This is a genomic window from Streptomyces glaucus, assembly GCF_039533365.1.
Lineage (GTDB): Bacteria > Actinomycetota > Actinomycetes > Streptomycetales > Streptomycetaceae > Streptomyces > Streptomyces glaucus.
This window is the reverse complement of record NZ_BAAATK010000002.1, coordinates 41,325-56,135: the sequence shown is the minus strand read 5'-3', so window position 1 is coordinate 56,135 and position 14,811 is coordinate 41,325. Positions and strand designations below refer to the sequence as shown.

The 14,811-nt window shown below is 72.4% G+C and carries 13 protein-coding genes; 9 read left to right on the top strand and 4 right to left on the bottom strand.

The features are described 5' to 3' along the window. Nucleotides 1-30 precede the first annotated feature (30 nt). From ABD363_RS01680 to ABD363_RS01665, 4 genes are read left to right on the top strand one after another with little or no spacing between them, the layout of a single operon-like run. Complete coding sequence (locus ABD363_RS01680; protein WP_344599742.1) at nt 31-2,277, top strand: HAMP domain-containing protein; 2,247 nt, start codon at nt 31-33, stop codon at nt 2,275-2,277. 8 nt (nt 2,278-2,285) lie between these two features. Continuing rightward, on the top strand, nt 2,286-4,016 hold the full coding sequence (gene pgsB, locus ABD363_RS01675; RefSeq protein WP_344599741.1) for a poly-gamma-glutamate synthase PgsB: 1,731 nt from the start codon (nt 2,286-2,288) through the stop codon (nt 4,014-4,016). Nucleotides 4,017-4,069: 53 nt separating this feature from the next. Then, nucleotides 4,070-4,552 (top strand): poly-gamma-glutamate biosynthesis protein PgsC/CapC, encoded by a 483-nt coding sequence (locus ABD363_RS01670; RefSeq protein ID WP_344599528.1) that lies wholly within the window; start codon nt 4,070-4,072, stop codon nt 4,550-4,552. A gap of 56 nt (nt 4,553-4,608) precedes the next feature. Further along, complete coding sequence (locus tag ABD363_RS01665; protein ID WP_344599527.1) at nt 4,609-5,688, top strand: C40 family peptidase; 1,080 nt, start codon at nt 4,609-4,611, stop codon at nt 5,686-5,688. 28 nt (nt 5,689-5,716) lie between these two features. Here the strand turns inward: ABD363_RS01665 and ABD363_RS01660 are convergent, their stop codons facing one another. Continuing rightward, the gene (locus ABD363_RS01660; protein WP_344599526.1) at nt 5,717-6,592 is read right to left on the bottom strand and encodes a hypothetical protein; all 876 of its coding nucleotides are present in this window, start codon (nt 6,590-6,592) and stop codon (nt 5,717-5,719) included. A gap of 74 nt (nt 6,593-6,666) precedes the next feature. Between ABD363_RS01660 and ABD363_RS01655 the strand changes: the two genes are divergently transcribed. The 4 genes from ABD363_RS01655 (at nt 6,667) to glmM (ending at nt 10,675) form a co-directional block, all read left to right on the top strand. Next, nucleotides 6,667-7,884 carry a glycosyltransferase family 87 protein gene (locus ABD363_RS01655; protein ID WP_344599525.1) on the top strand — a complete coding sequence of 406 codons (1,218 nt, stop codon included), beginning with the start codon at nt 6,667-6,669 and terminating at the stop codon, nt 7,882-7,884. Between the two features lie 202 nt (nt 7,885-8,086). Further along, a complete protein-coding gene (gene rplM / locus ABD363_RS01650; protein WP_344599524.1) occupies nt 8,087-8,530 on the top strand; it encodes a 50S ribosomal protein L13 in 444 nt (147 codons plus the stop codon). A 42-nt stretch (nt 8,531-8,572) separates the two neighbouring features. Continuing rightward, complete coding sequence (gene rpsI, locus ABD363_RS01645; RefSeq protein WP_344599523.1) at nt 8,573-9,085, top strand: 30S ribosomal protein S9; 513 nt, start codon at nt 8,573-8,575, stop codon at nt 9,083-9,085. 231 nt (nt 9,086-9,316) lie between these two features. Continuing rightward, the gene (glmM, locus tag ABD363_RS01640) at nt 9,317-10,675 is read left to right on the top strand and encodes a phosphoglucosamine mutase (protein ID WP_344599522.1); all 1,359 of its coding nucleotides are present in this window, start codon (nt 9,317-9,319) and stop codon (nt 10,673-10,675) included. Here glmM and ABD363_RS01635 read toward each other — a convergent pair. Next, the gene (locus ABD363_RS01635) at nt 10,672-11,610 is read right to left on the bottom strand and encodes a DUF389 domain-containing protein (RefSeq protein ID WP_344599521.1); all 939 of its coding nucleotides are present in this window, start codon (nt 11,608-11,610) and stop codon (nt 10,672-10,674) included. The two genes, glmM and ABD363_RS01635, sit on opposite strands and share 4 nt — an antisense overlap. A gap of 16 nt (nt 11,611-11,626) precedes the next feature. Next, nucleotides 11,627-12,595 (bottom strand): type I pantothenate kinase, encoded by a 969-nt coding sequence (coaA, locus tag ABD363_RS01630; RefSeq protein ID WP_344599740.1) that lies wholly within the window; start codon nt 12,593-12,595, stop codon nt 11,627-11,629. A 192-nt stretch (nt 12,596-12,787) separates the two neighbouring features. Between coaA and glmS the strand changes: the two genes are divergently transcribed. After that, a complete protein-coding gene (glmS, locus tag ABD363_RS01625) occupies nt 12,788-14,635 on the top strand; it encodes a glutamine--fructose-6-phosphate transaminase (isomerizing) (RefSeq protein WP_344599520.1) in 1,848 nt (615 codons plus the stop codon). Here the strand turns inward: glmS and ABD363_RS01620 are convergent. Then, nucleotides 14,596-14,811, bottom strand: coding sequence for a DUF397 domain-containing protein (locus ABD363_RS01620; protein WP_344599519.1), 216 nt, complete (start codon nt 14,809-14,811; stop codon nt 14,596-14,598). The two genes, glmS and ABD363_RS01620, sit on opposite strands and share 40 nt — an antisense overlap.

The following is a 14,811-nucleotide window of genomic DNA, read 5'->3' as shown; positions in this document are numbered from 1 at the left end:
GGACGGCGGCGCAGCCGCAAGCGGGCGGACATGCCGCTCCTGGGGGGGATCCGCCCGCCGATCGCGGTGCTGTGCGTGCTGATCCTCGCCCTGGCCGGTCTGACGGCGAAGGTGCTCGGCCCCGGCGGCGAGCCCGTCGTCCCGGAGGCGGTGCTCTCCTCCCAGCGGCACTTCGCCGAGGACGGCGCCATCGCCCTGCGCGCCTCGATCGACGAGCGGGTCACCGACCTGCGCCGCACCGCCGCCGCGCTGAACGCGGGCGCGCCGGCCGAGCCGGAGCGCGTCCTGTCCGACCTGGGCAGGACCTACCAGAAGTGGACCGGCACCACGATCCTGGACCTGGAGAGCGGGGATGTGCTCGCCGCGCGTGGCGAAAGGATTCCGCTCGCCTGGCTGGACGAGGAGGTCCTCACCGGCGAGCAGGCGCTGCTCCCGCGCATGGTGCGGCTGGAGACCGGCGACGTCCGGCTGATGACGATGGTCGTCCTCGACTGGAAGGACCGGCCGCAGCAGCTGCTGATCGCCTCCAACAGCCTCGCCGTCCCCGCCATCAACCTGGGCCCGTTCCGCACCATGGCGGTCGTGGCCCGGGACGGCGAGGTCCTGGCCACGGCCGGCTTCGAGGAGTCCGAGGCGCTGAACTCGGACAAGCAGCGCGAGGAACTCGTCTTCCTCGAGAAGCAGATGTCCCGCCTGTCCGACCAGGCGGCCGAACGGACCGAACAGCACCCCGTCAGCGCCAGGGAGCCCGGCTCCCGCGGCTACCCCGGCGTCAGCGGAACCCTGCTGGGCGACGACTACAACGGCCGGATCACCACGGCCGGGTACGCCTCCCTGGCCTCCTCCGACCCCGAGGAGAAGGAGAGCGTCGCCGCCGGCCTCGGACTCACGGTCGTGGCCATGCTGCCGGTGGTCCAGCAGCAGGGCACCGTCGGGCCGGACCGGGAGCTGTACGGGCTGATCGCGGCCGGGGCCCTGGTCGTGCTCGGCCTGCTCGCCGTGGCCCTGCTGTGGATGAGCGTGCAGCGCCCGCTGCTGCGGCTGTTCCTGGAGTCCCGCCGGCTCGCCCGCGGCGACCTGACCCGGCCCGTCGCCGTGCCCCGCTCGGGCGAGGCCGCCCGCATCGGCTCGGCCCTGGAGCGGCTGCGCGGCCAGCTGGGCGGCCCGGGCCACGAGCCGACCGCCGGACCGGGCGGCGGGGTGCGGTTCGGGCTGCGGGTGCCGCTCGCGGTGACCGCCGTCCTGCTGCTGCTGTGGTGCGTGCCCGTCGGCTGGCTGCTGAACCGCACCGACGACTCGGTCAGCGTGCCGGCCACCATGGTCAACGACCAGCGCGACCGCACCGACCTGGTCGCCGACCGGGTCCGCCGGGCGCTGAACGAGGCGCAGGCCGACCTGGTCTCCACCTCCCGCCTGATCGACCCCGACGACCCCGGCGCCGGCGCCGCCCTGCTGACGGACGCGCTGCGCGAGCACACCCGCTACCAGGCGCTGTACGTCGTCGGCGAGGACGGCGAGGTCGTCGCCCGGGCCGGGGAGGACCCCCACGCCTGGGACCGCGACGCCGACGAGCCGCTGGTCCGGGTGTCCGGCGAGGGCGAGAGGAAGCCGGTGGTCCAGGCCGCCGCGCCCGTCCCGGGGCACCGGGGCGTCACCCTCGTCGGCGAGGTGCGGGTGGAGTTCCTCAACTCGCTGCTGAAACGGCCCGGCCTCGGCGAGGTCCGGGTGGTCGACGCCGACGCGCGGACCCTGGCCGGCAGCGACGGCTTCCTCGCCTTCGAGGAACTGCCCGACGACGCGCTGCCCCACCTGGTCCGCGCGGGCAACGTGCGGGTGGGCGCCGGGCCCGTCGAGAACGGCCTGCTCATCCGGGACGGCGGCAGCGTCACCGTGGCCGCCGCGGCCCCCTTCTCCGGCGGCGGCGTCGCCTCCGACATCGGCTGGACCGTCGTCAGCTGGCAGAACGCCAAGCACTTCCAGATCACCCCGTACGAACGCGAGGACCGCAGCGTGCTCGCCGGCCTGCTCGGCCTCGCCGCGATCGTGGTCTGCCTGGGCTGGATCCACCTGGTCGTCGCCCGGCCGCTGCGGGCCCTGGCGGCCAGTGCCGAGAAGCTCGCGGACGGAGACCTCAAGACCGTGCTGTACCCCCGCTACCAGGACGAGGTCGGCGCCGTCGTGCGCAGCCTCGAACTGATCCGGCAGCAGTTGCAGGCCCGCCGGCAGAACCAGCCGCGCCGGCCCGCCGAGTCCCGGCTCGGCGCCGGAGGAAGGTGACCCGAGCCGTGCTCTACCTGTACTTCGTCCTGCTGACCGGCAGTGTGTTCCTGCTCGTCGCGGGCATCGTCGAGCAGCGCCGGCACTACGCCGCGCTGCACTCCATCCCCTCGCGGGTGCTGGTCAACGGCATCCGCGGCAAGTCCTCCATCACCCGGCTGTGCGCGGGCGCGCTGCGCGGCGGCGACCTGGTGACCGTGGCCAAGACGACCGGGACGGCGGCGCGGTTCATCCACCCGGACGCCACCGAGGAGCCGGTCTACCGCAAGTTCGGCATCGCCAACGTGGTGGAGCAGATCGGCATCGTCCGGCGCGCGGCCACCTACCGGCCCGACGCCCTGGTGATCGAGTGCATGGCCGTCATGCCGGCCCTGCAGGAGGTCAACCAGAGCAAGCTGATCCGCTCGACGATCGGCGTGCTGTGCAACGTCCGCGAGGACCACCTCGCCGAGATGGGCCCCACCCTGGACGACGTGGCCCGCTCGCTGTGCCGTTCGATGCCCGAGAACGGCATCTGCGTCACCGCCGAGAAGGAGCGCTTCCACATCCTCCAGGAGGAGGCGGACGCCCGTAACTGCCGGCTGGTCTACGCCGACCCGGAGACGGTCACCGACGAGGAGCTGCGCGGCTTCAGCTGGTTCACCTTCAAGGAGAACGTCGCGATCGCCCTGGTCGTCGCCGAGCTGCTCGGCGTGGAGCGGAAGGTCGCGCTGCAGGGCATGTACGACGCGCCGCCGGACCCCGGCGTGCTGTCCGTGGAGCGCTATGTCACCGAGGAGGGCAAGCGGCTGGCCTTCGCCAACGTCTTCGCGGCCAACGACCCCGAGTCGACGCTGATGAACATCAACCAGCTGCTCGACCTCGGGGCCATCAGCCGCCCGCTGAACGTCGTGATCAACTGCCGTCCGGACCGCGTCGAGCGCAACGGGCAGATGGGCGAGATCATCCCCGACCTGAAGCCGGACAACGTCTTCGTCATCGGGCACCCCTCGAAGAGCGCCATCGACGCCATCCCCGCCCAGTGGCGGGACCGGGCGGTCGACCTGGGCGGCGAGCGGCGCCCGGCGGAGGAGTTCATGCCCGCCCTGCTCGGCCGGATGGCCGACGGGTCCTCCCTGGTCGCCATCGGCAACATCCACGGCCAGGGCGAGGAACTCCTGGAGTACCTGGCCGAACTCCCCGCGGACGAGAGCGGCGCCGGGCAGCCGGCACCCGGCCCGGCCGCCGCGGCGCCGGCCCAGCCGCCGCGTCTGGACCCGTTCGCCTCGTACCCGGTGGCGTACGAGGAGCGCTACCAGGCGTCGCAGACCCAGGAGATCCCGGTGATCGGCGCCCCCGCCCGGACGGCCGGCCCGCACCAGCGGTACGGGCAGCCGGACCAGCACCGGCAGCAGGACCGGTACGGACAGCCGGACCAGTACCAGTACCAGCAACAGCAGCAGGGCCGGCAGTACCAGCAGGGCCAGTACCAGCCGCAGGACCAGTACCAGCAGTACGGGCAGCAGGACCGGTACCAGCAGTACGGGCAGCAGGACCGGTACCAGCAGTACGGGCAGCAGGACGGGTACCAGCCGTACGCCGACGCGCCACCGTCCGCGCAGGCGCAGCCGTACGCGCCGCCGCAGCCGTACGCCCCCGGCCGGCAGGACCCGCCGTACCACGACGAGCCGCACGACGGCCCCTTCGCCGGGCCCCGGCACCCGACCACCGAGGGCGGCGGACCGCCCCCGCGCGCCTGACCCCGCGGGCCGACCGCCTCGCCCACCCGCCGTACACCCGCCCGGAGACCCCGTTGACCACCGCCGCCCTGACCCCCGAGATGGCCGCCCTGGGCATCGCCATAGGACTGTTCTTCTCGCTGCTGTGCTACCTGACCACCAACCTGTCCCCGGGCGGAATGATCACGCCGGGCTGGCTCGCCCTCACCCTGATCGAGGACCTCCAGCGCGCGGCCATGGTGGTGGGCGTCACCGCCCTGACCTACGCGGGCACCAAGGTCATGCAGCGGCTGGTGATCCTGTACGGCAAGCGGCTGTTCGCCGCGGTGGTGCTGCTGGGCGTGCTGCTCCAGGCCACGGTGATGATCCTGCTCTCGATCGAGTTCCCGCTGCTGTACGGCAACCAGACCCTCGGGTTCATCGTGCCCGGCCTGATCGCCTACCAGATGGTGCGCCAGCCCAAGGGCGCGACCCTGCTGGCCACGGGCACGGTCTCCCTCATGGCCTACATCGTCGTCGCCGCCGGCCTGCTGCTCGGCGTCATGCCCACCGTCTGAGAGGCCGCCCGAGAAGGCAGCCGAGAAGCCGTCCGAGAAGAACCGAGGAGTAACCGATGGCAGGGAAGAGGAAGTCACGGCCCGTCGTCTCGGGCCTGGTGGTGCTGGCGCTGGTCGGGACCTCCGGCTACCTCACCATGGAACTGCGCGCCCAGGAGGCGCCCGGTGTCACGGAGGTGCGCAACGTCGGCGTCCTGAACGGCAGCCGCGGCTCCGGCGGCGGGTCCGACGACAAGGGCGAGGTGAGCTGGTCCCGGCTGGAGAACCCCGCGCGCTCGGTGCTGCGCGGGGCCGACGGCCAGATCAAGGCCGTGTTCACCGACGGGGCCCGCACCGCGACCCTGACCGGGCCGGCCCGCACCTTCGAGGAGCCGGCCTCCACCTCCTCCAAGGTCTCCACCACCGACTGGGTGCGGCTCCTGCCCGAGCCCTGGAAGAAGGGGGCGGAGAAGGAGAAGTGGTTCACGGACTGGTACGCCGAGTACAAGGACAGCAAGGAGGACGACCTGTTCGCCTTCGCCTTCCAGTACGTGGCGGGCGCCCCCGACAAGAAGGACGAGCAGGGCGTCGTCTACGCCGGCGACGCCAACTTCGGGCCGCTGAACACCACCGGCGCCGAGGGCGGCGACCTGCGCCTGGAGCAGTCCGACTTCTACGACTACCTGGGCCTCGCGTACCCCTTCCGGGACGGCACCGTGGGGACGCCGGAGAGCATGCGCGCCAAGTCCCTGGACTGCTCGGGCTTCATCCGCATGGTGCTCGGCTACCGCGCCCGCTACCCGCTGATGTCCTCGGACGCCTCCGGCGACGGCCTGCCGCGCACCGCCAACGGCATGGCCCGCTCGAAGGAGGGCGTCGACGTCCTGCCGCTGACCGGCGTCTCGGCGGACGACCGGCCGTCCGCCATCGACCAGCTCCAGCCGGGCGACCTGGTCTTCTTCAAGCTCGACACGCGCACCAAGGAGCGGCTGGACCACGTGGGCATGGTCCTCGGCTACGACACCGAGGGCCACCTGATCTTCGTCTCCAGCCGGGAGGAGGTCAACGGCCCGACCATCGGCGACGTGGGCGGCGTCTCCCGGCTGGACGGCAACGGCTACTACGCGAAGACGCTGCGCAGCGCCAAGCGGCTGTGACCCCCGGGCGCGGCGGCCCGGCGGCGGGCTATCCGTGCGCCGCCGCCGACGCCTGGGCCTCGCCCCGGCGGCGGATCTGCCGGAACGTGAACTCGGCCAGGTCGTCGCCGGTGGCGAACACCGCCGTGTCCTTGGTGGTCACGTCCTTGCCGCTGGTGAAGCCGGCGAGCGTGAAATAGGCGTAGCGGCCGTAGGAGTTGGTCGTCGAGCGGCAGACGGCGCCGTTGCAGAAGTCCCGCACGCCGTCGCCGGACAGGGCCTCGACGATGCTCTTGGCGTCGGCCTGGCTCTTGGCCCGGGCCGCCCGGGCCTCGGTGTCGAAGACGGCCACGCCGACCGTCACCGCGACGCCGTCCCTGGTGTAGGTGACGCGCATCAGACGGGTGCAGCCGTTGTCGGCGAGGACCTTCGGCAGGGTGTTGCGGGCCGCCGACGCGCAGTTCTCCGTGTCGGCCGTCGGGCCCTTCTTGTACACGGTCTCGCCCATGGTGAGCTGCGTGCCCGGGAAGAGGACGTCCGGGGCGAGGGGGGCGGTGTCCTTCTTCGCGCTGGCGACGAAGTCCTTCGGGTCCAGCGGCGGCGGGGCGCTCGTCGGGGCGAACGACGGCGCCTCGTCCGTCGCGCTCGGGAGGTCGGCGGCCGAGGGCAGCCGGGAGGCCGCGTCCGACGCCCCGCCGGAGCCGTTCGCGGACACCACGGCCACGGCGACGGCGGCTCCTACGGCCACGGTGGCCAGCGCGCCGCCGCCGATGAACAGCAGTCGGCGCCGCTTGGTGCGGGCCTCCGACGCCTCAGCGAGCGCGGCCCAGTCCGGGCTCTGGCTGTCGTCGCTGTTCCCGGGCTGCTGAGAGTGCGGTTTCCAGGGATCCCACTGGGATGAAGGTCCCCCCTGCCCAAAGCTCATGGGGCGCATCTTAGACGGGGCGGGCGGCGCGCTGGTCCGCTCCGGCGGGCCCCGGGCCGCCTAGCGTTCCTCGGGTGGAAAAGGTCAAAAGCGACATCTTCGGGTGGTTGGTGCGGCCGGCCGGCCGGCACCTGTGGGCGGCGCTCGCCGCGGTGCTGGCCGCTTCGGCCGCGCGTACGGTGCGCCGGACCGCGCACGGCGGCATGGACAACGCGATCGTCGTCCGGGCCGCGCGGACCTGGCTGGCCGGGGGCGCCCCGTACGACGACCCGCACTTCCTGTATCTGCCGAGCGCGGTCCTGGCCGCGGCCCCGCAGGCGCTGCTGCCGCCGGAGGCGCTGCGGCTGCTGGTGCCGCCGGCCGTGACCGGCGGCCTCGCGCTGGGCTGGGCGCTGGCGCTGCGCGTGCACGGCGTGCCGCCGGGCAGCCGCTTCGCCGCCCTCGGCCTGATCGGCCTGGCGGCGGGCTGCGCGCCGTTCGGGCACCTGGTGATGCTCGGCAACTGGACGGTGACGGCGGTGGTGGCGCTGCCGCTGTGCCTGCTGCTGGCGGTCCGGGGCCGGTGGACGGCGGCCGGCCTGGTCGTCGGCGTTGCCGTGGCGCTCAAACCGCTGCTCGCCCCGCTGGCGCTGCTGTTCCTGTTCGCGCGCCGCTGGCGGGCGCTGGGGGCGATGCTGCTGGTGCCGGTCCTCGCCTCGGCCGGGGCGGCGCTGCTGCTGCCGGACCCGGCGGGCTTCTTCACCCGCACCCTGCCGTTCCTGCTGAACGGCGACGACGACTTCGTACGGCTCTACGAGATCTCCCCGGCGGCGGTGCTGCCGCGGCTGGGGGTGCCGGGGGCGCTGTCCGGGGCGGTCGCGCTGCTCGCGGCGGCGGGCGGCGTGCTGTGCGCGTACCGGCGCTGGCGCCGGGCCGACGCCGGCCCGCTGCGGCTGACGGAGACGGCGGCCTGCCTGATGCTGTCGGCGTTCCTCGTCTCGCGCCCGTCGTACAACCACTATCTGCTGGTGGTGCTGCCGCTGCTGCTCGCCGGGCTGCCGCACCGGGGCTCGGTGGCCCGGCGGCCCTGGTTCTGGCTCGCCCTGGTGCCGCAGCTGCCGGGGCTGACCTGGCCCTATCTGGAGTCGGGGCGGCGCCGGGCCGTCAAGGACGCCGTCACGCTGTGCGTCCTCGCGGCGACGGTCGCCCGGCACTGCGCGCGCCGCCGGCCGGTCCGCGGGGCCGGTGTCCGCGGCGCCGCGCCGGAGGGCGGGACCGCCGCGGCGCGGGTGGGCGGCGATCCCTCGTTTTGACCCCCACCGGGGACCCCGGTATTCTGCTTTTTCGTTGTGTATTGGCTTGCTCATTCTCACGGGACGGGCCCTTACACCGGTCCACCGGGCCGATGACCAGCGACCAGCACGCGGTTTGCGTCACCGCTGTGCGGTCTAGGCTGTCGTGATCGTTTCGGTGACCTTGTCTAGGACCATTCACTCGAAGCGAAGGCTACGAACCGTGCGTACGTACAGCCCCAAGCCCGGCGATGTGACGCGCCAGTGGCACGTCATCGACGCTCAGGACGTCGTCCTGGGCCGTCTCGCCAGCACTGCCGCCACCCTTCTGCGGGGCAAGCACAAGCCGATCTACGCGCCGCACGTCGACGCTGGTGACTTCGTCATCATCATCAACGCCGACAAGGTGCACCTGTCCGGCAACAAGCGGACCCAGAAGCTGGCGTACCGGCACTCCGGCTACCCGGGCGGTCTGCGCTCCGTCCGCTACGACGACCTGCTCGACAAGAACCCCGAGAAGGCCATCGAGAAGGCCGTCAAGGGCATGCTGCCCAAGAACTCCCTGGGCCGTCAGATGCTCTCGAAGCTGAAGGTCTACAAGGGTGACCAGCACCCGCACGGCGCGCAGCAGCCGCAGCCGTACGAGATCACCCAGGTCGCGCAGTAAGTCCGGCCACCCCCTAAGACTGAAGAGAATCTGAGGAGAATCGTGGCCGAGACCACTGCCGAGCAGCCGCTCGAAGAGCTTGACATCGACAGCTACACCACCGAGTCCGAGGTGCCCGTCGAGGGCGAGTACACCTCGGAGTCCCTCGCCTCCCGCTTCGGCGAGCCCCAGCCGGCCGCCGGCCTGGGCCGCCGCAAGGAGGCCATCGCCCGGGTCCGGATCGTTCCGGGCACCGGCAAGTGGAAGATCAACGGTCGCACCCTCGAGGACTACTTCCCGAACAAGGTGCACCAGCAGGAAGTGAACGAGCCCTTCAAGGTGCTCGAGCTCGAGGGCCGTTACGACGTCATCGCCCGCATCTCCGGCGGCGGTGTCTCCGGTCAGGCCGGTGCGCTCCGTCTCGGTGTCGCCCGCGCGCTGAACGAGGCCGACGTCGACAACAACCGCGGCCCGCTGAAGAAGGCCGGCTTCCTGCGCCGCGACGCCCGCGCGGTCGAGCGGAAGAAGGCCGGTCTGAAGAAGGCCCGCAAGGCCCCGCAGTACAGCAAGCGCTAAGCGCAGCTGCCTGCTCGTACTCCGAACGCCCCGGCGGCACGCCACTGTGCCGTCGGGGCGTTCGTTTTCTCATCGGCGTGGGCGTATAACGACACAAGGCGCTCAAAGGCTGGTGTGCTTGTGTGATCTGACGCCGGGCGTCGCGTGTCATCGCGCGCCCGGGACGCGGAGGCAGTGTGCGCGGGCCGCACCGGCACCGCTTCCGCAACTGACGCTTCCTCAGGAGGACAAGTGGGACGACTCTTCGGCACGGACGGCGTGCGCGGTGTCGCCAACGCGGACCTGACGGCCGAGATGGCCCTCGGCCTCTCCGTCGCCGCGGCGCACGTGCTGGCCGAGGCGGGCACGTTCGAAGGACACCGGCCGACCGCGGTGGTCGGGCGTGACCCGCGCGCGTCCGGGGAGTTCCTGGAGGCCGCCGTCGTCGCGGGCCTGGCCAGCGCCGGCGTGGACGTGCTGCGGGTCGGCGTGCTGCCGACGCCCGCGGTGGCCTACCTGACCGGCGCGCTCGGCGCCGACCTCGGCGTGATGCTCTCCGCGAGCCACAACGCCATGCCCGACAACGGCATCAAGTTCTTCGCCCGCGGCGGCCACAAGCTCGCCGACGAGCTGGAGGACCGCATCGAGGCCGTCTACGACGAGCACCGCCGCGGCGAGCCGTGGGAGCGGCCCACGGGCGCGGGCGTGGGCCGGGTGCGGGAATACGAGGAGGGGGCCGAGCGGTACGTCGAGCACCTGCTGGGCGTCCTCCCGAACCGGCTCGACGGGCTGAAGATCGTCCTCGACGAGGCGCACGGCGCGGCCTCCGCGGTCTCGCCGGAGGCGTTCACGCGGGCCGGGGCCGAGGTCGTCACCATCGGCGCCGAGCCGGACGGGCTCAACATCAACGACGGCTGCGGCTCCACGCACCTGGAGAAGCTGAAGGCGGCGGTCGTCGAGCACGGCGCCGACCTCGGCATCGCGCACGACGGCGACGCCGACCGCTGCCTGGCGGTGGACCACACCGGCGAGGAGGTGGACGGCGACCAGATCCTGGCCGTGCTCGCGCTGGCGCTGCGGGAGCGCTCCGAGCTGCGCTCCGACACCGTGGTGGCGACCGTCATGTCCAACCTGGGCTTCAAGCTCGCCATGGAGCGCGCGGGCATCCGGCTCGTCCAGACGGCGGTCGGCGACCGCTACGTCCTGGAGGAGATGAAGGAGAACGGCTACGCGCTCGGCGGCGAGCAGTCCGGGCACGTGATCGTCCTCGACCACGCGACGACCGGGGACGGCACGCTGACCGGGCTGCTGCTGGCCGCCCGGGTCGCCGCCAGCGGCCGCCCGCTGCGGGAGCTGGCGTCCGTGATGGAGCGGCTGCCGCAGGTGCTGGTCAACGTGCCGGACGTGGACAAGTCGCGGGTCGGCACGAGCGGGGAGCTGGCCGCGGCCGTCACCGAGGCCGAGCGGGAGCTGGGCTCCACCGGGCGGGTGCTGCTGCGGCCGTCGGGGACGGAGCCGCTGGTGCGGGTGATGGTGGAGGCCGCGGACCTGGAGCAGGCCCGGTCGGTGGCCGGCCGGCTGGCCGACGCGGTGAAGTCGGCGCTCGGCTAGGACCTCGCCATACGGTCGTGCTGCCTGGCCCAGAACCACTTCTGGGCCAGCAGCGTCAGGGTGCCGGCCAGGACGATGCCGAGCAGGTTCAGCAGGAGCTGCTCCGTCGACCCCCAGGTCTGCCCGGTGTCGCCGTAGCCGAGGGCCACGGCCGCGTTGGCGGCGGCGGGGACCGTGGTCACGGAGATGGCGACGCCGACCAGGGCGCCGGACTTGGCCGAGGTCAGGGACAGGGTGCCGGCGGCGCCGGCCAGGACCGCCACCACGAAGGAGAACCAGTCCGGGGCGTAGATGAAGCCGGTGTTGGGCCGGTCGGCCTTCAGCTGGTCCTTGCTGAACAGGTCGACCGCGTCCATGAAGAGGCTGAAACCGACCGTCACCGCCATCGCCGCCGCGAAGCCCGCCAGCAGCGCGGCCAGCGAGCGCAGCGCCAGCCGGGGCGCCCGCTGCACGATCGCCGTGCAGATGCCGGCCAGCGGGCCGAACTCCGGGCCCACCGCCATCGCGCCGACGATCAGGATCGCGTTGTCCAGGACCACGCCGCAGGCCGCGATCATCGTGGCGAGCGTGATGAAGGCGACGTAGGTGACGGAGAGGGTCGACTCCTCGTGCGTCGCCTCCTCCAGCTGCTCCCACAGCACCGCGTCCGCGCTCTCGCCCGGCGCCTCCCGCTCGGCCTCCTCGGCCCGGTCGGACAGCGACAGGTCGATGCCCTCGACGGCGATGGACCCGCACTTGTCCAGGTCCAGCTCCCGCAGTTCGCCGATGAGCTCGTCGCCCGCCTCGCGGGCCACGTCGCACAGCACGACGTCCCCGGCGGGGCTGCGGGCGGCGCCCGGCAGCACGACGAGGTGCGCGGTGCCGACCGTGCCCTCGATCAGGCGGACCACGTCGCCGGTCTTCTCGGGCGGCGTGATCAGGCGCAGATGCAGCATGGCGGCAGCGTAGCGGTCACAGTTTGCGCAGGCTCAGGCGCTGCACCGTGTGGTCCGGGCCCTTGCGCAGGATCAGGGTGGCGCGGCCGCGGGTGGGGGCGATGTTCTCCACCAGGTTGGGCTTGTTGATCGTGCGCCACGTCGTGCGGGCGTAGTCGAGGGCCTCCTCCTCGGAGACCTGGGTGTACTTGCGGAAGTACGAGGACGGGTCCTGGAAGGCGGTCTCGCGCAGCTTGCGGAAACGGTTCAGGTACCAGCGCTCGATGTCCTCGGGGCGGGCGTCGACGTACACGCTGAAGTCGAAGTAGTCGGCGAGGCCGACCCGGGTGCGGCCGTCCTTGCCGGGCAGGGCGGGCTGCAGGACGTTGAGCCCCTCGACGATCAGGATGTCCGGGCGGCGCACGACGAGCTTCTCGCCGGGGACGATGTCGTAGATCAGGTGGGAGTAGACCGGGGCCGTCACCTCGTCCTTGCCGGCCTTGATGTCGGCGACGAAGCGGGTGAGCGCCCGGCGGTCGTAGGACTCGGGGAAACCTTTCCGCGACATCAGGCCGCGGGCCTGGAGCTCCCGGGTGGGCAGCAGGAAGCCGTCCGTCGTCACCAGCTCCACGCGCGGGTGCTCGGGCCAGCGGGAGAGCAGGGCCTGCAGGAGGCGGGCGACGGTGGACTTGCCGACCGCGACCGATCCCGCGACGCCTATCACGAAGGGCGTGCCCGCCTGGGACCTCTGCTCGCCGAGGAAGGTGTTCAGCGCGCCCCTGAGCCGGTCGGTGGCCTCGACGTAGAGGTTGAGCAGCCGGGACAGCGGCAGGTAGATGTCCCGCACCTCGTCGAGGTCGATGACGTCGCCGAGGCCGCGCAGCTTCTCCACCTCCTCCGCCGTCAGCGGCAGCGGCGTCTTGTCGCGCAGCGCGCTCCACTCGGCACGGGTGAGATCGACGTAGGGAGTCGCCTCCGGCCGCTGCCGGTGGGCGCTCCGGGGCATCGGGGAGACCGGAGAGATCACAGTCCATTGTTACGGGCGTGCGAACGGATCGGCGGGTGGGGTGCGTCACGCGACCGGTTTCCGGCCGTACGGGCGGCGTCCGGCGGGACGGCTTCCTGCCCCGGTGGGAATTTCCGATTTCGGGCACGCGACGAGGGGTTCGGACGGGGATCGGACCGTAGGCTGCCGCCCATGTGCGGAATCGTGGGATACGTGGGGTCGCGGTCGGCCCTGGAAGTGGTGACGGCCGGACTGAAGAGGCTGGAGTACCGGGGCTACGACTCGGCGGGCGTCGCCGTGCTCGCGGACGGCGGACTGGCGACGGCGAAGAAGGCCGGGAAGCTGGAGAACCTGGAGAAGGAGCTCGCCGAGCGCCCGCTGCCGACGGGCACGACGGCCATCGGGCACACCCGGTGGGCCACGCACGGCGGCCCGACCGACGCCAACGCCCACCCGCACATCGACAACGCGGGCCGGGTGGCGGTGGTGCACAACGGCATCATCGAGAACTTCGCCCTGCTCCGCGCCGAGCTGGCCGAGCGCGGCCACGAGCTGGCCTCCGAGACCGACACCGAGGTCGTGGCGCACCTGCTCGCCGAGGAGTTCTCCTCCTGCGCCGACCTGGCGGAGGCGATGCGGCTGGTGTGCCGGCGGCTGGAGGGCGCGTTCACGCTGGTCGCGGTGCACGCGGACGAGCCGGACGTGGTGGTGGGCGCCCGGCGGAACTCGCCGCTGGTGGTGGGCGTCGGCGCGGGGGAGGCCTTCCTCGCCTCGGACGTCGCCGCGTTCATCGCGCACACCCGGTCGGCGATCGAGCTGGGCCAGGACCAGGTGGTGGAGCTGCGCCGGGACGCGGTGACGGTGACCGGCTTCGACGGCAGCCCGGCGGACGTCCGCTCCTACCGCGTCGACTGGGACGCCTCGGCCGCCGAGAAGGGCGGCTACGACTACTTCATGCTCAAGGAGATCGCCGAGCAGCCCAAGGCGGTCGCCGACACGCTGCTGGGCCGCATCGACGCGTCCGGCTCGCTGACGCTGGACGAGGTGCGGATCCCGCCGGGCGTGCTGCGCGAGGTCGACAAGGTCGTCATCGTGGCGTGCGGCACGGCCTTCCACGCCGGGCTGATCGCCAAGTACGCCATCGAGCACTGGACGCGGATCCCGTGCGAGGTGGAGCTGGCCAGCGAGTTCCGCTACCGGGACCCGATCCTGGACCCGCGGACCCTGGTCATCGCCATCTCCCAGTCCGGCGAGACCATGGACACGCTGATGGCGCTGCGGCACGCCCGCGAACAGGGCTCCCGGGTGCTGGCGATCTGCAACACCAACGGCTCGACGATCCCGCGCGAGTCGGACGCCGTGCTCTACACGCACGCCGGCCCGGAGGTGGCGGTCGCCTCGACGAAGGCGTTCCTGACCCAGCTGGTCGCGTGCTACCTGGTGGCCCTCTACCTGGGCCAGGTGCGCGGCACCAAGTGGGGCGACGAGATCCGCGCCGTCATCCGGGACCTGTCGCGGATCTCCGGCGCGGTGGAACGGGTCCTGGAGACCATGGAGCCGGTCCGGGAGCTGGCGCGCACGCTCGCCGACAAGAACACGGTGCTGTTCCTCGGGCGGCACGTCGGCTACCCGGTGGCCCTGGAGGGCGCGCTGAAGCTGAAGGAACTCGCCTACATGCACGCCGAGGGCTTCGCGGCGGGCGAGCTGAAGCACGGGCCGATCGCGCTGATCGAACAGGACCTGCCGGTGGTGGTCGTGGTGCCGTCCCCGCGCGGCCGGTCCGTCCTCCACGACAAGATCGTCTCCAACATCCAGGAGATCCGGGCCCGGGGCGCGCGGACCATCGTCGTCGCGGAGGAGGGCGACGAGGCGGTCGTGCCGTACGCCGACCACCTGATCCGCATCCCGGCGACGCCGACGCTGCTCCAGCCGCTGGTGGCGACGGTGCCGCTGCAGGTGTTCGCGTGCGAGCTGGCGACCGCGCGGGGGAACGAGGTCGATCAGCCCCGGAACCTGGCGAAGTCGGTGACGGTGGAGTAGGACTCCGCCTTCAGGGCCTCGACGAAGAGGGTGAAGGCTCCGACCGGGAAGGTGAGGGTGGCCCTGGCCGGGGCCTTCGAGTCGCGTATGGATATGCGGGTGGGGGAGGTGGCGATTTCCACGCAGGCGTTGCCGTCGTCGGGGCCCGAGTAGGACGACTTGCGCCAGTTGTCCAT

What these genes read in the sequence shown, in the direction of transcription:
- ABD363_RS01680 (WP_344599742.1), top strand. Translation starts at nt 31, where the DNA reads ATGCCGCTCCTGGGGGGGATCCGCCCGCCGATCGCGGTGCTGTGCGTG.
- ABD363_RS01665 (WP_344599527.1), top strand. Translation starts at nt 4,609, where the DNA reads ATGGCAGGGAAGAGGAAGTCACGGCCCGTCGTCTCGGGCCTGGTGGTG.
- ABD363_RS01660 (WP_344599526.1), bottom strand. Translation starts at nt 6,592, where the DNA reads ATGAGCTTTGGGCAGGGGGGACCTTCATCCCAGTGGGATCCCTGGAAA.
- ABD363_RS01635 (WP_344599521.1), bottom strand. Translation starts at nt 11,610, where the DNA reads ATGCTGCATCTGCGCCTGATCACGCCGCCCGAGAAGACCGGCGACGTG.
- coaA (WP_344599740.1), bottom strand. Translation starts at nt 12,595, where the DNA reads ATGCCCCGGAGCGCCCACCGGCAGCGGCCGGAGGCGACTCCCTACGTC.
- glmS (WP_344599520.1), top strand. Translation starts at nt 12,788, where the DNA reads ATGTGCGGAATCGTGGGATACGTGGGGTCGCGGTCGGCCCTGGAAGTG.
- ABD363_RS01620 (WP_344599519.1), bottom strand. Translation starts at nt 14,811, where the DNA reads ATGGACAACTGGCGCAAGTCGTCCTACTCGGGCCCCGACGACGGCAAC.